We start from the raw sequence: 18,185 nt of genomic DNA on the forward strand, positions 1-18,185 counted from the left end.
CCCTCTTTCGTTCTATGGATAGACTGGCGTCATCGTAAGTCCCGTTTCTTCCTGCCAGCCATTCATGATATTTAAATTTTGAACCGCCTGCCCTGCGGCGCCTTTCATCAGATTATCTATGACAGAAACGATGGTGGCACGGTTTGTTCTTTCATCCACGGTGACACTGATATCACAAAAATTGCTGCCGTATACCTCTTTCGTCGCCGGAAATTCACCTTCCGGCCTGATTCTAACAAAATATGAATCTTTGTAGAATTCGGAATACAATTCTCTTACCTGTGCAGCAGACATACCCGGGGGAGCCTCCGTATACATCGTCGCCATAATGCCCCTTGTCATCGGCGCCAAATGAGCGGAAAACGTGATCGGGCCTGTGCCGGGCTGCCAAGCCGCTAATTGCTGTTCAATTTCCGGAGTATGCTGATGCTCATTAACCTTATAAATTTTGAAATTATCATTCAGCTCAGAATAATGAGTGCCCATGGATGCTTTTCGGCCGGCGCCGGATACGCCTGTTTTCGCATCAACAATCAGAAATGAATCTTGTAAAAGCTTATTCTTCGCCAGCGGGGCGAGCCCGAGCAGCACAGCCGTCGGAAAACATCCCGGATTGGCAATCAGCTTTGCAGTCTGAATCTCTTCTTTTTGCAGTTCAGCTAAACCGTAAACCGCGCTTTGAATCGTTCCTTTCGGAGCGGCCTTCCGCTTATACCACTTTTCATACACGGCCGGGTTTTGAATCCGCAGATCGCCGGATAGATCAATGACCGGGATGCCCGCCTCCGCCAGCTTGGGCGACCACTCTCCGGAGACGCCGGGCGGCGCGGCTATGAACATGACATCAATTTCGTTTCGGATCGTTTCTATATGAAGCGGCTGAAGTGATTGTGACGCTATATTCCTCAAATGCGGATATGAAGCGGCATATTCTTTTCCTTCGTCGCTCGATGAATATAATATACAATCCTCTGCATAAGGGTGATGGTTAAGAATCCTGACAAGTTCGGCGCCTCCATAACCAGTAGCGCCTATAATACCTATTTTCAACGGGTTCACCTTCTTGGTTTTTGTGAAATTATTTAACATTATAACATGAATAAAAATTAATTCAATTGTATATTTAATATTTTTTCATTCATTTTCCATCTGCTTTCGCTGACAAAAAAACCCCCTCTCGTTCGAGGGAGTTCCATAAGAAAAACAGGCTGATCGGATCAGCCTGTTTTCTTCAGCATCATCAGCCCGCTTATAAAAAACAGCACGGAGCTGGCGTAAAAAATAATATAAACCGTAAAGAAATCAGCGAGAAACCCGCCGAGAATAATGGCGGCAGCTGAAAATACGGCCGTCCAGAAATGATAGCTGCCGACTTTTTTTCCCCGCTCCCCGCCGTCGGTGTAATCGGCGATCATGATTTTCTCGCCGTGTTTTTGCATCGCGCCGAACAGGCCCAAAAGCACCTGCACAACATAAACCTGGTGCACGCCGGTAATGTGCGGGAGCGTCAGAAGAAGCACCGCCATCCCCCACGAATTCGCCATAAGGAACCAGCGGGGATCCAGTCTTGCCGACAGCCGGCCGAGCAGCGGATGAATCAATGCGCCGCTCAGGCCGAACAAGCCGTATGAGAGACCGAATTGCGTGTAGCTGGAACCGATGTTTTTAATAAATAAAATATAAAACGGAAAGATCAGGCTGCCGGCAAAAAAGACACTGCTCTGTGACAGGATCAGCCATTTTAAATGGTTGTGTTTCATGATTTGTACCTCTGATAAAAATAATTCATAAACAAGTCATCCGGATCATATTTGTGTTTTTTCTGAAAGAACATATCGCTTTTCGGATATGCCTCGCGCATCTGCTCTTTCGTTTGATACAGCATATACGGGAGATAATAACTGCCGCGGTGGCGCAATGCCGTATCCGTCATTTTTCTGACAATCCGCGCCGCACTCGCCTGGCCGTCTTTTGAAAACCCTTCATTGATTAAAAGGACGAGTGAAAACATGTCTTCCTTTGCGTATGACAGATCGGCTTTTTCATTTTTTTGTACGTAGCGGATCGTAATATTTACGAGATTGAGATCTTCATGTGACAGCGTCTTGCGTAAATCATGAATGTACGGCGCAAATTCGCCGACGGGCACGAAGTATTCTTGTAGCACGTCGGTGTTGTCCGTGTTTTCATATTCCAAAAATTTCGACTCTGACCGCATGACATTGTTCCTGGAGACTTTCACGCCGTTTTGGGTGAGAAAATAAGACTGCTGGGTTGACCAGAACCAATTTCTGCCCCAGTCATACCGGCGGGAGAGGCCGAGCGCGAATTTCGTCAGCGCCGGATGCTCATCTTCTTTCAGTTCATTGTGCCGCTTTAATTCTTTCTGATTGTCTGAGAGCGTGTAATCAGTCACATACATATCGCGCAAAAAGCCTTTATCCCCTGTTGCGATCCGTGCGAGATGCATGCGCACGGCGGGGTTGCGCTGAACATGCTGCGTAAAATATTGACTGTATGTATCAGCGTTCATGCGTTTCGTTTTCATTTCATAAAGCTCATCATCCGTCAGCTCAATATCCGCGTCAAGGATGACGCCGAACAGGCCGTAGCCGCCGATGACGGCTGAAAACAGGTCATCTTTCGGAGTAACGGTGATGACTTTGCCGTCCGCCTTTAAAAGATGAAACGATTTGACCGTATCAATCAGCGAACCGTACCGGATATCCCGGCCGTGGGCGTTGGCGCTCAGTGAGCCGCCGATCGTAAAAATGTTTTGCGATTGCATGACTTTTACCGCGAGCCCGTACGGATTGACATAGCGCTGAATATCATTCCACGTCGCTCCCGCCTGCACTCTGATGATTTTTTTCTTTCGGTCGAGACCGAGTATTTTGTTGTAGCCCGTCATGTCGAGAACGATACCGTCTTCATAATACGTCTGGCCGCCCATTGAGTGCTGGGCGCCTGCGATTGAGATCTTCAGATGCTTTCTCTTTGCTTCCTTAATGGTTTCGATCAATGTTTCTTTCTCTTTTCCTTTGACCGTCTGCTTAATTTTCACGGGCATGAGACGGCTGACATCCGTCATTGTCCCTGCCTGCTGCTCCGGCTCTTTGTGAAAAGCGGAAACAGCGAACAGCGCCGTATAAACAAGAATGCTAAGGATAATGAGAAGTAATTTTTTCTTCATGGGTTCCTCCCTCGCATGCAGCCGGTCTATTATATCATGCCTTACGTCCGTTTTTTTCCTTTTTAATCCGATACCGGAAAACACACGGCATAAAAAATACACAGAAATCCTTAAAATGATTTTTTAGTCAGTATATAATCGATATATATGCAGATGTATTACCAAAGGGATTGTTTAAGACAAACATGTTAAATGAGGTGGGGAAAATAAACATAAAAGGAATCAATCATCTTCTTTTTTCTGTTTCAAATTTGGAAAAATCTATAGAATTTTATGAAAAAGTATTTCATGCACAACTCCTGGTTAAAGGGCAAAAAACAGCATATTTTGATCTGAACGGGCTTTGGCTTGCACTTAACTTAGAGGCGGATATACCAAGAAATGAAATACATAAATCTTATACGCATATGGCCTTTACAATTGACCCCAAAGATTTTGATGCAATACATCAACGGCTAAAAAATCTAAATGTAAATATATTAAATGGGCGTCCCAGGGATAAACAAGATCAAAAGTCAATTTATTTTACTGATCCCGATGGGCATAAATTTGAATTCCACACAGGCACACTCCAAGACAGACTGTCCTATTACAAAAAAGATAAACCTCATATGAAATTTTATATATAAAGGTTTGTTTGCGATCCAAAACAAACCCTCACTGTCGCTTATATGCAGACAAAAGAAAAGCACCTCCAAACTTTAGGATGTACCTAAAATCCGAGGTGCATTTTCTTATTACTGAATCCCTAATGCGATTTTTGCGTAGCGTGACATTTTGTCTCTTGTCCACGGCGGATTCCAGACGATGTGGACCTCCGTCTCTTTTACATCCGGAATGTCGGCGAGCGCTTTTTTCACCTCGTCGACGATGATCGGAGCGAGCGGGCACCCCATTGATGTCAGCGTCATCGTAACGTGCGTCAGGCCGTCGTCATCCATATCAACGTCGTATACAAGGCCGAGATTGACGATATCGACGCCGAGCTCAGGGTCAACAACCTGCTCCAAGGCGCCCATGATGTTTTCTTTTAATGCTTCTTCCACGTTCCATCACTCCTTTTTCCTCAGTATAACGTAAAAGCGGGTTTTGTTAACACCTTTGTGCTTTATAAATGCTTATCGAACCAGGCGACGGTTTCTAAAACGGCGTATCTCGGGACTTTATGGTCAGCCCGTTCGTCTTTCAGAAACTGAAGATGGTCAGGCCGGCTGCTGTAATGAGGTTTAATCGTTTCATAAAAGCCGCGGGTCGGTGCGTACGGAACGACTTTGTCTTGAACGCCGTGCCAGAACAGCAGCGGGCGGCTCCGGAGTTTTTCCGGTTCCAGACTGAGATCAAACGGTTTGAGCCGCGCAAACAGTTCATCGACCTGTTCTTTTGTGACGTCAATGTCGATGTCCTGCTTTTGAATGTGGTCAATCTGCTGCTGAAAAAACGCCGTATAGTTCGGGCTTCCCATCAGACTGACGCCGGCTTTGACCCAATCATACGCGGCCATCGCGCCGAATGTCGTAATTCCGCCCATTGACGTGCCCGCAAGACCGATCCGCCCGTCTTCAATCAGACCGCGCGCTTCAAAATCCTTTTTCAGCACGTCAAGCTCCTCGATTTCATTTAATACAATGTCCCAAAAATGGACGGCGAGCTCTTCTGCTGACAGCTGTTCAGCGCGTTCACCGTGGTAAAGAGCTTCCGGCAGCACCGCCCTGAAGCCCTTTTCAGCAAGCAGGTAAGCGAAATGAAGATTATGTTCCTTCGCGCTTGTAAAACCGTGAATAAAGAAAACAAGGGGAGCGGGACGGTCCCGATTTTCTTCTTTTACAATATGTAAAAACGGAATGCCTGATACGGTTTGATGATCAATAAGAATCACGTTGACTCCCTCCTTAGGATAACCATAATCATAAGTGTAACATGTAGACAATAAAGATGGTAAAAAGCTACACTGTACATAAGAGAAAAACAGCAAATTACATGACAAAAGGAGTTATTTATGGAGACAAAACCTTACCTCATCGCTTTAGATCTGGATGGAACCTTATTAAAAGATGATAAAACCATTTCCCCTGAAACGGCACGGACGATTCAGACGCTGAAAGAAGCGGGTCATCATGTCTGCATCTCAACCGGCCGCCCGTTCCGTTCCAGTTCGATGTATTATGACGAGCTCGGGCTGACAACGCCGATTGTCAATTTTAACGGGGCATTTGTCCACCACCCGAAAGACGAGTCATGGGGACGATACCACACGTCCTTATCTGTCGATGTGGTCAGACAGCTTGCCGAACTTACAGAGACCTATCAAATACATAATGTGCTCGCTGAGATCATTGATGATGTGTACTTCCATTATCATGATGAGCATTTAATTGAGGCGTTTCATATGAATACGGCGAATGTCACATTCGGCGATCTGCGCGAAACAGTCCAAGAAGATGTGACGTCCGTATTGATACATGCAAAGGAAGAGGACGTCGCGGACATACGCGCGCATTTATCCGATGTGCACGCCGAGGTCATTGACCACAGAAGATGGGCGGCTCCTTGGCATGTGATTGAAATTATTAAACACGGGATGAATAAAGCGGTAGGCCTGAAGAAAATCAGCGACTATTACCAAGTGCCGAGAGAACGGATCATCGCGTTCGGCGACGAAGACAACGATCTTGAAATGCTCCGATTTGCCGGGTGCGGCGTAGCGATGGGAAACGGCACGGATGAAGTCAAACAGGCCGCCAACCGCGTCACGGGATCAAATGAAGCGGACGGAATCGCCGAATTTTTAAAATCCTATTTCTCCCTGTGAGGTTTTGCCGCTCATAACACAAAGCCTTCCGCCCATACTAAAACAGACGACTCATCTCGTCTAAATATGGAAGGGGGACATTGCAATGGGTAAACGAAACAAATCAAAACGGTTTATTCAGCAAGGCAAGGACTCTGTCAGTCTTCATGACGCAAGATTTCCATATCGGTCTACATTAGAGGAAGCACAGCATGATGCAGCAAAAGATTCGGCTGAAAGGCAGGTTGACTTTTAATGAGAAACGAACTGTTTTCTCAAGCCAAGTCATTTGTCCAGCAGGCCGTCATGATTGCTAACGGTTTCGAGGACGGCGATCAGGAAAAAGCCGTCTCACGCGCCAAAAACGCCGTGTCTTCCGCGTACGCCAATTCGACGGATGCAGAACGTCAGCAGCTGCACCAATTTCAGGATCAGCTGGAGAAATTGCAATAAAAAAAGGCGCCCCGTTTAGACGAGGGCGCCGCTTTTTTATTTCACTTCAAATGTTTTTACCGTTTTCAGTCTCTTTCCGATCTGATCGGACTTCCCTAAAAACGTCACCGTCACCGTGTATGTTCCCGGACCGGGCACGTTTTTCCACACATCTGAAAAGTCATACGTTTCATTCGGCGTTAAAGTCACGGTTTGAAACGCCTGAGTAAACATTTTGTCTTTTGAATAGCGGTACAGTTCTTTGTGATGTTGGTCATGTACGGTCAATTCGAATTTCTGCCCAGAGCTGAATGTGAAATCGATCGGGCTGCCGCTTTTGTTTTTTAAAGACATTTGAAATTCGATCTGCTGATCCGTCTGCACAGGGTTTACGGCTAATTCCGCTTGCTGTTCATTCATCTCTCCGGATACCTCCTCAGCGGGCTCCTTCTGCCCGGATTGACTGCTGCATCCGATCAATAAAATGACCGGTAATAACAGGCCAAACAGCCACTTCATTCTATCCGCTCCTATCAGTCTTTTCTGAAGAAACCAAAGATCCCCGTCGTTTGCACGATGTTTGTGAAGGCTTTCGGGTCGACTTCTTTCACGATTTTCTCAAGGTCATACAATTCGTACCGCGTGATGACGATGATCATCATTTCTTTCTGTTCGTTTGTGTAAGCGCCTTTTGCCGGCACCGTCGTAATGCCGCGGACCATTTTCCCGTAAATCGCTTCTTTGATTTCATCGGCTTTTTTCGTAACGATCATGGCGGTCAGTTTCATGTGGCGGGTGTGAATGGCGTCAATCACCCTTGTTGTGACATACAGAGCGACAAGGGTATATAATGCTTTCTCCCATCCTTGCAATAATCCTGCCGTCAAAATGATAATCCCGTTCAAAATGAAGAAATATGTGCCGACCGGTTTATCCTTCCATTTGGCCAGCACCATCGACACGATATCAAGACCGCCTGTCGAAGCGCCGAATTTCAGCGTTAAACCGATGCCGATAGCTGAGATGACTCCTCCGAATACGGTATTCAGAAGAATATCGTGCGACAGTCTCATTTCCGGGAGAATTCCCATAAAGACGGACGTCATCGCTACGCTTAATATGCTGTATACGGTGAATGATCTGCCGACTTTCAGCCACCCCAACACACCGATGGGAATGTTTAAGAGGAACATGAGAACTCCTGTCGAAATATAAAAGGGGGCGTATTGATCAACGACGCTTGACAGCAGCTGGGCGACACCGGTAAAACCGCTGGCATATACATTCGCCGGTATCAGGAATAAATTCAGTCCCGCCGCATACAGAAACGCGCCGATGACGACGATTGCTAATTTTTTTGCTTGTTCTAGTACCATGGCTTGCTCCTCCGCTCATTTTCATTATTAGCTTTTCCCTTAAAACAAAGTTTTGAACACTATTTTGCCACATTTATATGATATAGTTGGCATCACTCTCACCAATCGGAAAGAAGGGAATTATGATGACAGTTCACCTTATTGCTGACAGCGCCTCTGACCTGCCGAAATCTTATATTGAAGAAAACCGGATCGGGTTCATTCCGCTGCACGTAACACTTGACGGAAACGAATATGAGGACACGGTCACCATTCAGGCGGATCATATATTTCAAGCGATGCGGGACGGGAAAGTTCCGAAAACATCCCAGGCATCACCGGATACGATAAAAAAAGTATTTTTACAATACGCGGAACTGGGAGAACCGGCGATATACGTCGCCTTTTCCTCAGGTCTTTCCGGCACCTATCAGACGGCCGTAATGATGGCCAATGAAGTAAAAGAGGAATTTCCCGATTTTGATTTACGGATTGTAGATTCCAAATGCGCTTCATTGGGCTGCGGCCTCGCGGTGATGCACGCGCAAACACTCTGTGTTAACGGGAATACAATACAAGAAATCGAAACGTCTGTAAAGAGCTTTTGCGCACGGATGAAACATATATTTACGGTCGATGATGTCGCTTATCTCGCGCGGGGCGGCAGAATTTCAAAAACGTCCGCTTTTGTCGGGGGGCTTTTGAACATCAAACCGATTCTGCATGTGGATGACGGCAGGCTCGTGCCGCTCGAAAAATTGCGCGGACAGAAGAAACTGTTTAAACGGATTATAGAAATGATGAAGGAAGAAGGCGGCGATTGGGCGGATCAAACCGTGGGAATCAGCTATGCAGATAATGAAGAGACGGCGCTTCGGATGAAGGAAATGATTGAAGAAGCGTTCCATCCGAAAGAGATCATTCTTCATTCAATCGGCTCTGCGATCGGCGCCCACTCCGGGCCGGGCACGCTCGCGATTTTTTTCCTGAAGCCATAATTTCAATGCGGGCGGGCATCCTAACGGACAGAAGGGAGGCTTTGCCGCATGAAAGATGATGACAAAAAACCGTTGGACAATAACGCCGTAAATCAGAAAAAGAACCGGCTTGCCGAAAAAAACCGGCAGGCGGGAAAAAACCAGAATTCCAAAAAACCGGACCATCTGTAAAAGCAAAACAGCCCTCTTTGTCTTAGAAGAAAGAGGGCTGTTTTTTGTTCTATATGCGTCTAACATCACTTATCACGAATCCGCTTTCAGGCAATGCCGGCATTCTGGACAGGCTGAAGCTTAAATCTTGGGACGGAACATCGTACTCTATTTCATTGGCAAGAAACGCAAGGGAAGTTTTCATGACTTCCACGGTCATTCCCTCACCCGGACAGCGGTGGCCGTTAGCCGGATCACCTCCGCCCTGGGGAATGAAATCAAATTTATTTTCCTCCCGCCCCTGAAAACGTTCCGGGCGAAATTCATTCGGATTCTCCCAAAGCCGGGAATCATGGTTTGTCCCATATAGGTCAAGCATGACGGAAGCACCCTTTTTAAACTCACAGTTCTTCCATACGAAATCTTTTTTCACAACGGCTCCTAAAAACGGGGCAAACGGGTAATACCGCCGAACTTCATGTGCAAATCTTTCGGCCTCCTGATCATCTCTCGATCTCAGTTTGCCCCGATATTCAGGGTAATCATGCAATGCAAGAGCTGAAAACGTAATGAAGTAAGAAATGGCGGCAATCGGGCGCAGAACATTAATAAGCTCAACAGCAGCCATGTGAGAATCAAGTCTGTTCCCGTCAAGTTCTGTATGAAAAGCCATTTCATACAAGGCTGAGCCCTCCGGCGTTTGCAGCTTGCCGGACCGCACATCCTCAATGACCTCCTCTATCCATTTCTCCGTTTTCAGCCTCGCCCTTCTGCCTTTCCAATGACGCGGTCCGACAGCGCCGAATGCGTCTACCATATCGGTGAAATCCTCCGCCCGTTCTTTCACTTCTGAGTCTTTCAGCGGGACGCCGGCCCACTCACAGGCAGCCTGGCACAGCACTTTCTTCGCTTCATCAAAAAGGACAATTCGGTTTGAACCCTCCCACATTTCCACAGATGCTTTCCAGTGTTTTGCCACCGCTTCCGCAAGCCGTTTTTGCCGGGGCGGCGTCATCAGCGACATAAATAGAAGCTTCCTGTGCTTATGCCGTTCACCGTCCATTGCCTGGATTGCCCCTGTTCCGAATAACGTTTTCTGCACCCGTTTGGGGAGGGCCTGCTGCCGCTGAAATCGTTCTGTGTCATAAAAAAGCTTTGCGGCTTCCGCTCCGCTCATACAAATGAATGTCTTCCCTAATAAACGGGCGCGAAACACATCTGAGCGATAATTCTCCGCTCGGTTTTTCACAAATACATAACCATCACGTAATAAAGCCAGACTATTATCAAGACCCTTTTCATGCGGAATTTGTTCATCCATCCCGATTCCTCCCTTCTTTTTTCACCTTTCACGAAAAAGAATAAATATAAACACATGTATATTCAGTATTTGTGTTTCATTCAGAAGTTACTCATGTCAGGCTGCAAAAATAAGGGGCGGGGCAAAAGCCCGTTACAAAGTAAACCGGCGGACCTGATCGTTTAACCGCTCTGTCAGGCTCACCAGATTATTGACGCTTTCCGCCATTTTATGAAAAGAAGACAGCTGCTCAAGCGCGGAGGCAGAAATCTCTTCGCTTCCTGCAGCCGTTTCCTGAACGACGGCGCTGATGCTTTCGGCATGATGCAGCACTTGCTCACCAAGCTGTTTCGATTCGATGATCCGTCCGTCCAATTGAGTAAGCTCCGCTTTAATATGGGCGGCTTTTTGTTCAATATGGGCGAATGATTCTGACGTTTTCTCCATCAGCTCCTGCTGTCTGTCCGCTAAAGCGACGCCGGTCGTGACAGCTCCGGTAATAGACGTGATGCCGTCTTCAATTTGCTTTACCATATCGAAAATCTGCGCGGTCGCTTTGGCTGATCCGTCTGCGAGCTTCCGTATCTCCTCGGCAACGACGGCAAATCCTTTTCCGGCCTCGCCTGCTCTGGCCGCCTCGATTGCGGCGTTTAATGACAGCAGATTGGTCTGGCCCGCAATGTCAGAAACGGTCTGCGCCATCATACTGATGCCTGCCGCATGCTTTATGAAGAGATCGGCGGCTTCGGAAATCTCTTTTGATGTCTCATTGCTTTTATCAATGGCTTGCTTGGTCTCGGCTAAAGCACCGCGCCCCGCAGCCACCGCCGCAATCGTCTCTTCGCTGCTTCTCGTCGTTTGTTTTGAACGTTTGGCGTTCGCCTTTGAATGTTCATCCATTTGTTCAATGAATTGCACCGCATGCTGCAGATCTTCTGAAATGGTTTGGGAGCCTTGCGCCATTTCTTCCGTCGACACGGACACCTGCTCGGTCATGTCCTTCAGCGTCTGGTTTTCCTTCGTCAAACCTTCCGCAAACGTCTCGACTTCACGGCCGACCTCTCCGATCGCCTGAATTAAGGTGCGGAGCTGTTCAGCCATCATTCCGAATGAGTCATTCAGCTCTTTCAGTTCGTCCTTCCCTTTATAATCAAGCATTTCAACAGCAAGGTTCCCTCCCGCAATACGACGGGCATTTTCAGCCATGCGGCGTATCGGCCCTGCAATTCTCTTCGTCAGCCTGATGGAAGATATGACGGTAACAGTAAGTATCACGATGGTCAGCACGGCTGCGCTGTAAACGATAAACTGAATCTGGTCAGCCGTCTGCTTCTGCATGTCTTCATAGTGATCCCGGCTTTTCAGATTCAGCATATAAATATCATTCAGAAGACCGTTGATGCGGGCCGCCGTCCTTGTCGCTTCAGCCGGGCTTTTCGAATCAAGAGCAGCGTCCGCCTCCGCCTGCCACGATTCGTATTTTTTGGCGAGTTTGTCATAAGCGGCTTTGTCCGCATCGTCCGTCATCGTTTTTTTGAGCGCCGCCAGTTTGTCTGAGCTGCTTTTCATATAGCTTCGCACATCTTCTTTCTGGGCGTCTGCGAGCGTATAGGAATAGCCGGTGATGCTTTCTTTTAACGTATTAAGGTCAGCTTTTGCTTCCTGGACGTTTAACAGCGCGTCCACTTCATCTTCATTTGAAGCCTGAATCTTCATCATGTTTACGATGGTAAAGCCGATGACGGCGGCGAAGCAAATCATCGTAACGGCTGCGTTAACGAGCAGCCTTGTCCGTAATGTCACTTCAGATCGCCTCCTTTTTCAATCAGACTGTTTTTCATATCCGTGATCTTTTTCGCCAGCCCGCCTGCGTTTTTGACAACTCTGATCTTGGCTAAGTCCATGCCATTTTCCTTCAGTCCGTAAACGATCTCACCGCTTTTGATCTCCTTGTTGTCTTTTAAATCTTTCGCCAATTCATAGATGACATGGTCGACATTTTTCACTAAAGAAGAAATAACGGCGTGCTCGGCGGTGTAATATTGATCGCTGTCAACACCGATGGCGTATACTTTTTGCGCCTCCGCTTCTTTCAGTGCGCCGACTCCCGTGAAGCCGGCCGCCGTAAACAGGACATCGGCTTTTTTTCGGATCATGTTTTGGGCGATGCGCTTCCCGAGCTTATCATCATCAAACGTACCGCTGATGTCCGACAGCACGCGGATTTTCGGTTTGACTGATTCCGCGCCTTTCAGATAGCCTTTTTTAAACCGTTTAATGACGTCGGCATCTGAACCGCCGATAAATCCGATCGTGCCGGTTTTGCTCGTCATAGCCGCCAGCGCTCCGGCTAAGAAGCTTCCTTCATCCTCTTTAAACGTGACGGAGGTGACATTATCCAGGTCTGATACGGAATCAATCAGCACAAACCGCTGCTTCGGATATTTTTTGGCGACCTTTTCTAAATCCGCCTGCATGCTGTAACCGAGCCCCACCACAAGATCATTGCCTTCCCGGACAAGCTGGGTCAGTCCTTTTTCGTATGTACCGGTATCTTTTATTTCCCGATAGTCAAATGTGATGCCGAGCTCGTCTCTCGCTTTCATCAAACCTTGAAAGCCTGAATCATTAAATGATTGGTCGCCGAGGCCGTTGTCTGTCAGCATGATGCCGATTGTTTTCGTTTTTTCGGCCGCCGTTTCCTCAGATTTGCCGGCACATCCCGCCGTGCTGAGCGCAATCAGCAGTACAGCCGCAAATATCGCCATTTTTTTCATTGAAACTCTCCTTTTGTTTTTTCTATAGTTATATATCGGTTCGGATGTCAGAATATTTTATTTCAATAAAATATGTATGTTCGGCAGGAGGTTAAACAAATGAGGAATATAGCAGCTTTTGAGAAAATAAAAAACATCGGTTTTGGTTCACCGATGTTTTTGCAGAACATTTATTGTTTTTCGTATGTCCAGCCGTCTTCCTGATAGACCTTGCCGTTTTTCATCAGATGCCCGAGCGCCCGCTTAAAGGCGGCTTTGCTTAAATGAAACCGTTCGCGGATATCGTCAGGATTGCTTTTGTCTCCGTAAGGCATCGCGCCGTTTCTTGATCTCAGATAGGTCAGAATTTCTTCCGCGTCAACCGAAAGCGCATCCTGCTTTCTCGGCAGCAGGGACATGTTGACGGAGCCGTCTTCCTTTACCTCGATGACACGCCCTGTCACGCGGCTGCCGAGTCTCGGCTCTTCTTTTCTTTCTGAAGGGTGAATAAACGCGCGGATGCCTTCATCGGTAATCAGAAAAGATCCTGATGCAATCAGTCTGTACACCGTGCCTGTCAGGTCTTTATTCATGACGTCTTCCTCTGCATCCGTAAATAATTCACTGATGATATCCTCAGGCGCCGGTTTGGCAAACATGCGCCCGCGGCTTGTCACCTTCAGCATGCAATACAGTCTGTCTCCTTTTTGCGGCCAGACGGATTTGTACGGAGGCAGGTGCTCCGTTGCGACGAGCGCGTCTTTTGACAGGCCGACGTCGACGAATACGCCCATATCCTTCACAGCGTCCGTCACTTCCACCCATCCGTAGTCATAAAAGCTGATGAGCGGCTTTTTCATCGTCGCCGCGAGTCTTTCCTGATGATCGACGTAGATAAATACGTCCACTTCATCTCTGTCTTCGATATCCTCTGTGATTTCACTGTTATGTAAAAGAACCGTATCCTCGCCGTCGGTTAAAAAATAACCGAAATCGGTTTGGTGATCTATACTAAGCGTGAGCTGCTGCCCTGGTCTCATGTTATCGTCCTTCCTGATTCGCCCGTATGAGGCTGATGTTTTTCTCATTTTTTCCAATATGCATAAATTCATGCTTTATGCTGTTGGACATTTCTCTTTATTCTACTATAATCAACTCATAAGTGAAATGTTATAGGAGGTTTTCTCATGGCAAAAGAAAGTTCTTTTGATATTGTATCCAAAGTTGAATTTCCCGAAGTGCAGAATGCGATTCAGATGACGCTGAAAGAAATCGGCACGCGCTATGACTTTAAAGGATCGAAAAGCGATGTGAAGTTAGAAAAGGAAGAACTTGTCCTGATTTCTGATGACGAGTTTAAACTGAATCAGCTTAAAGATGTGCTGAGCGGCAAGCTGATCAAACGGGACGTGCCGACGAAAAACATTGAATACGGCAAAATCGAAAATGCAACTGGAGGCACGGTGCGCCAACGCGCGAAGCTTGTACAGGGCATTGATAAAGACAATGCCAAAAAAATCAACGCGGTGATTAAAAACTCCGGCTTGAAGGTCAAGTCGCAGATTCAGGACGACCAAGTGCGCGTCACCGGAAAAAATAAAGATGATCTGCAGCAGATTATTGCAGCCGTCCGCGGAGCAGACCTGCCGATTGACGTTCAATTTATTAATTTTAGATAAATTATGTGATTCCTATTGATTATTGTCTCTATTTTCGGTAAATTTGGAGAAAGGGATTTTCACAGTTAAGTTTTGGAAACCCATGACAATTACATGAACGTTCTTATCAAGAGAAGCCGAGGGACTGGCCCGACGACGCTTCAGCAACCGGTGTAGTGGTTTACCTAAACCATGACCAAGGTGCTAAATCCAGCAAGCTAAAAACAGCTTGGAAGATAAGAAGAGAGACAAATGATTACAAAGTCTTCTTCTTAAGAAGACTTTTTTTATTTCTCTTTTTTCCTTGCTGAATGTGATGAAGGAGGCAAACAATGGGACTATTACAAGACTTAGAAGAACGGATTTTAATCGGAGACGGCGCGATGGGCACTCTCCTCTATTCCTACGGCATTGACAGATGTTTTGAGGAACTGAACGTATCAAAGCCCGAAGAAATCAAGCGGATACATAAGGCTTACGTGGAAGCCGGGGCAGACATCATCCAGACAAATACGTACGGCGCGAATTTTATTAAGCTCTCAAGATACGGACTTGAGGATGAAACGAAAAAAATCAATCAGGAGGCGGTCAGAATCGCGCGCGCTTCCTCAGGCGGCGCTTATGTATTGGGAACGATGGGCGGCATCCGCACCTTTAACAAAAACGCCTACAGCCTGGAGGAGATTAAACGCAGCTTTCGGGAGCAGCTTTATTTATTGCTGCACGAAGAGCCGGACGGTCTGCTTCTGGAAACATACTATGATTTAGAAGAGGCCCGCGAAGTGCTGAAGATCGCGAGAAAAGAAACGGAACTTCCGATTATGCTGAACGTATCCATGCACGAACAGGGCGTGCTGCAGGACGGAACGCCGCTTCAGGAAGCCCTCAGGTCCATTGCCGATCTCGGCGCTGACATAACGGGAATCAATTGCCGGCTCGGCCCGTACCACATGATTGAAGCGCTCACCGAAGTGCCGATTTTCCGTGACGCTTATTTATCGGTCTATCCGAACAGCAGCCTTCCGTCTTTAGAAGAAGGCCGGCTTGTTTATGATACGGACGATGCCTATTTCCGGGAGAGCGCCGTACAGTTCCGCACTCAGGGCGCGCGCATTATCGGCGGCTGCTGCGGTACGACGCCAAACCATATCAGAGCCATGGCTGAAGCGGTCCGCGGACTTTCTCCCGTCACTGATAAAGAAGTGAAAATCAGACGGGAAGAAGAAGTCATCTCAGTCCGGAATGAACGAACCGAGCCAGGTTTAAACGAAATCGCCGCTCAAAAACGGTCAATTATCGTAGAGCTTGATCCGCCGAAGAAATTGAATTTTGACAAATTTCTGCAAGCGGCGGCTGAATTAAAAGAAACCGGCATAGAAGCGCTGACGCTCGCCGACAATTCATTGGCGACACCGCGGATCAGTAATGCCGCCTGCGGTTCATTGCTGAAAGAGCGCCTTGATATCCGTTCTCTCGTTCACATTACATGCAGAGACCGCAACATCATCGGCCTTCAGTCACATTTAATGGGGCTGGATACGCTCGGGCTCACCGACATTTTAGCCATCACGGGTGATCCTTCAAAAATCGGTGACTTTCCGGGGGCTACCTCCGTCTATGATTTAACGTCCTTTGATTTGATCAGGCTGATTAAACAATTCAACGAGGGCATTTCTTTATCAGGGAAACCGCTCGGCAAGAAAACGAACTTTTCCGTAGCCGGAGCATTTAATCCGAATGTCCGCCATCTTGATAAAGCAGTCAAACGGCTGGAGAAAAAAATCGAGTGCGGAGCTGACTACTTCGTGTCCCAGCCTGTCTACTCGGAGCAGCAGCTCATTGACATTCATCATGAAACGAAGCATCTCAAAACACCGGTGTATATCGGAATCATGCCGTTAACGAGCAGCCGCAACGCAGAGTTCATTCATCATGAAATCCCGGGCATTAAGCTGTCAGACAGCATCCGCGAAAAAATGGCGCTCGCCGGCGAAGACAAGCGAAAGCAGAAAGCCGAAGGCCTCGCCATCGCTAAATCGCTTCTCGACACGGCGTGCGAACTGTTTAACGGAATTTATTTAATCACCCCGTTTCTCCGTTCTGATTTGACGTCAGAGCTTGCAGCTTATATTAAGCAAAAGGATGAAAAGCGGGCTGATGTATATTTGCATTGACGCGAAAGAAGCCGCCTGATATGACAGGCGGCTTTTTCATGGTACGATACAGAAAAAGAATCAAGCAAAGGAGGATTTTTTCATGGTTGAAGTAAAACCCATCACCGCAGAAGACACATACGCAATCAGACACAGCGTGCTGCGCCCCCATCAGACGATTGAGGATTGTAAATATGATCAGGACAGCGTCAAAGGAGCCTTTCATCTCGGAGGTTTTTACGACGGGACATTGATCAGCATCGCTTCTTTCTACCCGCAGAACCAGCAGGCTTTACAGGCAGCGCCCGCCTACCAGCTGCGCGGCATGGCGACGCTTGAGGAATACCGGACGCAAAAAGCGGGAAGCACGTTAATCGCCTATGCGGAACGAAAACTGGCAGATATGGGGGCGGCGCTTGTCTGGTGCAACGCCAGATGTCACGTAAAGGGATATTACGAGAAGCTCGGCTGGAAAAGCACGGGCAGCCCCTTTGATATTCCCGGCATCGGCCCGCATGTGATCATGTATAAAGAACTCGCCTGAAACAGACAAAAGCCCTCTTATCAGGGCTTTGTTTTTATCTTTCAGCGGGCCGGATGACGTTCAAACGGAATGAAGCTTTTATAAGCGCCGCTATTGACGCGATCCCGCTTTGATATTACCCTTTGTTCAGTAAGCAACACGCCATTCGGCAAGGGTGGCAGGGGCGAAAGCGATATCTGTCAATTGCCGGTTTCAGCTATTATGTTTAGAAAAGGGAGTACGAGATGAATACGATCCAAAAACCGAAAATCCCGAAAGAATTGCCGGTGCTTTCTTTCACAGAAGCGCTTCAGGATGAGGAGATCAAAGAAGTCATCATTGAAAACGGCATCGTAAACGGCAAACTGGACGGCCTGCGCGCCGAAAAAGTCATTTTCAGAAACACCGTTTTTACGGATGTCTCTTTCAGACATATGGAATGTACGGATGTCCTGTTTGACAAATGCGATGTCTCAAACGCTGATTTCAGCGGAAGCATCATCCATAGAACGGCGTTTCAGCATTCAAAACTTCTCGGCTTGAATCTGGCGGATTCCGCCATGCGTCATGTACGGTTTGAAGACTGCCTCGCACATTACAGCTCCTTCAGCTATTCCAATATGAAGCATGTACGGTTTGACACGTGCGGCCTTTCAGAAAGTGAGTGGAATGATGCCGTTCTTGAATACACAGATCTTGACGTCTGTGATTTGAACGGCGCAAACTTCATCGGCACGTCTCTTTTTAATATGGATATCAGCACGTGCACATTTGATCATCTGCACGTCTCGCTTGATAAGCTGAAAGGATGCCGCATCTCTCCGTCTCATGCCGTGACATTCGCAGAAGCGCTCGGAGCCATTGTGACGTGATCTTTTT

Annotated in this window: 21 protein-coding genes and 1 riboswitch; of the genes, 10 read left to right on the forward strand and 11 right to left on the reverse strand. The window is 47.4% G+C overall.

All coding sequences use genetic code 11. The annotated features are described in order from the left end of the window. Positions 1-12: 12 nt before the first annotated feature. From argC to RUW00_RS14190, 3 genes are all read right to left on the reverse strand, one after another. Complete coding sequence (gene argC / locus RUW00_RS14180; protein ID WP_014417398.1) at positions 13-1,050, reverse strand: N-acetyl-gamma-glutamyl-phosphate reductase; 1,038 nt, start codon at positions 1,048-1,050, stop codon at positions 13-15. Positions 1,051-1,217: 167 nt separating this feature from the next. Next, the gene (locus RUW00_RS14185; RefSeq protein ID WP_003155082.1) at positions 1,218-1,760 is read right to left on the reverse strand and encodes an MFS transporter; all 543 of its coding nucleotides are present in this window, start codon (positions 1,758-1,760) and stop codon (positions 1,218-1,220) included. After that, positions 1,757-3,193 carry an FAD-binding oxidoreductase gene (locus RUW00_RS14190; protein ID WP_280145009.1) on the reverse strand — a complete coding sequence of 479 codons (1,437 nt, stop codon included), beginning with the start codon at positions 3,191-3,193 and terminating at the stop codon, positions 1,757-1,759. Before RUW00_RS14190 ends, RUW00_RS14185 begins: the two co-directional genes overlap by 4 nt. A gap of 185 nt (positions 3,194-3,378) precedes the next feature. On the opposite strand from RUW00_RS14190, the gene fosM reads away from it, so the two are divergent. Then, the gene (gene fosM / locus RUW00_RS14195) at positions 3,379-3,822 is read left to right on the forward strand and encodes a FosM family fosfomycin resistance protein (RefSeq protein WP_007409139.1); all 444 of its coding nucleotides are present in this window, start codon (positions 3,379-3,381) and stop codon (positions 3,820-3,822) included. 108 nt (positions 3,823-3,930) lie between these two features. Here the strand turns inward: fosM and RUW00_RS14200 are convergent, their stop codons facing one another. Together RUW00_RS14200 and RUW00_RS14205 are read right to left on the reverse strand one after the other, a co-directional pair. Further along, positions 3,931-4,239 carry a metal-sulfur cluster assembly factor gene (locus RUW00_RS14200; protein ID WP_003155088.1) on the reverse strand — a complete coding sequence of 103 codons (309 nt, stop codon included), beginning with the start codon at positions 4,237-4,239 and terminating at the stop codon, positions 3,931-3,933. Positions 4,240-4,301: 62 nt separating this feature from the next. Further along, positions 4,302-5,069, reverse strand: a complete 768-nt coding sequence (locus RUW00_RS14205) for a prolyl oligopeptidase family serine peptidase (protein WP_007409140.1) — start codon at positions 5,067-5,069, stop codon at positions 4,302-4,304. 120 nt (positions 5,070-5,189) lie between these two features. Here RUW00_RS14205 and RUW00_RS14210 point away from each other — a divergent pair, with 120 nt between their 5' ends. The 3 genes from RUW00_RS14210 (at position 5,190) to RUW00_RS14220 (ending at position 6,434) form a co-directional block, all read left to right on the forward strand. Beyond that, the gene (locus tag RUW00_RS14210; RefSeq protein ID WP_021494966.1) at positions 5,190-6,002 is read left to right on the forward strand and encodes a Cof-type HAD-IIB family hydrolase; all 813 of its coding nucleotides are present in this window, start codon (positions 5,190-5,192) and stop codon (positions 6,000-6,002) included. Between the two features lie 85 nt (positions 6,003-6,087). Next, a complete protein-coding gene (locus tag RUW00_RS14215; protein WP_003155094.1) occupies positions 6,088-6,237 on the forward strand; it encodes a hypothetical protein in 150 nt (49 codons plus the stop codon). After that, positions 6,237-6,434 (forward strand): DUF3813 domain-containing protein, encoded by a 198-nt coding sequence (locus RUW00_RS14220; RefSeq protein ID WP_003155097.1) that lies wholly within the window; start codon positions 6,237-6,239, stop codon positions 6,432-6,434. Before RUW00_RS14215 ends, RUW00_RS14220 begins: the two co-directional genes overlap by 1 nt. A gap of 36 nt (positions 6,435-6,470) precedes the next feature. On the opposite strand, the gene RUW00_RS14225 is transcribed toward RUW00_RS14220, so the two are convergent. Beyond that, positions 6,471-6,932 carry a BsuPI-related putative proteinase inhibitor gene (locus RUW00_RS14225; RefSeq protein ID WP_280145008.1) on the reverse strand — a complete coding sequence of 154 codons (462 nt, stop codon included), beginning with the start codon at positions 6,930-6,932 and terminating at the stop codon, positions 6,471-6,473. Between the two features lie 14 nt (positions 6,933-6,946). Next, complete coding sequence (locus RUW00_RS14230; RefSeq protein WP_007610547.1) at positions 6,947-7,789, reverse strand: YitT family protein; 843 nt, start codon at positions 7,787-7,789, stop codon at positions 6,947-6,949. Between the two features lie 125 nt (positions 7,790-7,914). Here RUW00_RS14230 and RUW00_RS14235 point away from each other — a divergent pair, with 125 nt between their 5' ends. Both RUW00_RS14235 and RUW00_RS14240 read left to right on the forward strand, forming a co-directional pair. Next, positions 7,915-8,766 (forward strand): DegV family protein, encoded by an 852-nt coding sequence (locus RUW00_RS14235; protein ID WP_061862064.1) that lies wholly within the window; start codon positions 7,915-7,917, stop codon positions 8,764-8,766. A 48-nt stretch (positions 8,767-8,814) separates the two neighbouring features. Further along, entirely contained in the window at positions 8,815-8,937 is a 123-nt protein-coding gene (locus RUW00_RS14240; RefSeq protein WP_003155105.1) for a hypothetical protein, read from the forward strand. Between the two features lie 49 nt (positions 8,938-8,986). On the opposite strand, the gene cypC is transcribed toward RUW00_RS14240, so the two are convergent. From cypC to RUW00_RS14260, 4 genes are all read right to left on the reverse strand, one after another. After that, a complete protein-coding gene (gene cypC / locus RUW00_RS14245) occupies positions 8,987-10,237 on the reverse strand; it encodes a CYP152 family fatty-acid peroxygenase CypC (RefSeq protein WP_267542932.1) in 1,251 nt (416 codons plus the stop codon). Between the two features lie 132 nt (positions 10,238-10,369). Continuing rightward, positions 10,370-12,019 carry a methyl-accepting chemotaxis protein gene (locus RUW00_RS14250; RefSeq protein ID WP_280145007.1) on the reverse strand — a complete coding sequence of 550 codons (1,650 nt, stop codon included), beginning with the start codon at positions 12,017-12,019 and terminating at the stop codon, positions 10,370-10,372. Then, positions 12,016-12,993, reverse strand: a complete 978-nt coding sequence (locus RUW00_RS14255; RefSeq protein ID WP_280145006.1) for a BMP family lipoprotein — start codon at positions 12,991-12,993, stop codon at positions 12,016-12,018. Before RUW00_RS14255 ends, RUW00_RS14250 begins: the two co-directional genes overlap by 4 nt. A 170-nt stretch (positions 12,994-13,163) precedes the next feature. Then, positions 13,164-14,060: a CvfB family protein gene (locus RUW00_RS14260; RefSeq protein WP_280145436.1), complete on the reverse strand. Its 897-nt coding sequence runs from the start codon at positions 14,058-14,060 to the stop codon at positions 13,164-13,166. A 99-nt stretch (positions 14,061-14,159) separates the two neighbouring features. Here RUW00_RS14260 and RUW00_RS14265 point away from each other — a divergent pair, with 99 nt between their 5' ends. The 4 genes from RUW00_RS14265 to RUW00_RS14280 all read left to right on the forward strand — a co-directional run bounded on the left by RUW00_RS14265 (position 14,160) and on the right by RUW00_RS14280 (position 18,178). Further along, complete coding sequence (locus tag RUW00_RS14265) at positions 14,160-14,651, forward strand: YajQ family cyclic di-GMP-binding protein (protein WP_014417389.1); 492 nt, start codon at positions 14,160-14,162, stop codon at positions 14,649-14,651. A 100-nt stretch (positions 14,652-14,751) separates the two neighbouring features. Then, positions 14,752-14,873, forward strand: a riboswitch (SAM riboswitch). A gap of 89 nt (positions 14,874-14,962) precedes the next feature. After that, entirely contained in the window at positions 14,963-16,804 is a 1,842-nt protein-coding gene (locus RUW00_RS14270) for a bifunctional homocysteine S-methyltransferase/methylenetetrahydrofolate reductase (RefSeq protein WP_280145005.1), read from the forward strand. Positions 16,805-16,886: 82 nt separating this feature from the next. Then, complete coding sequence (locus RUW00_RS14275; RefSeq protein WP_007409151.1) at positions 16,887-17,327, forward strand: GNAT family N-acetyltransferase; 441 nt, start codon at positions 16,887-16,889, stop codon at positions 17,325-17,327. 224 nt (positions 17,328-17,551) lie between these two features. Next, positions 17,552-18,178: a pentapeptide repeat-containing protein gene (locus RUW00_RS14280; protein WP_267542929.1), complete on the forward strand. Its 627-nt coding sequence runs from the start codon at positions 17,552-17,554 to the stop codon at positions 18,176-18,178. The last annotated feature ends 7 nt before the right edge of the window (positions 18,179-18,185 follow it).

Source organism: Bacillus sp. IS1 (assembly GCF_032461585.1).
GTDB classification, from domain to species: Bacteria; Bacillota; Bacilli; order Bacillales; family Bacillaceae; genus Bacillus; species Bacillus velezensis.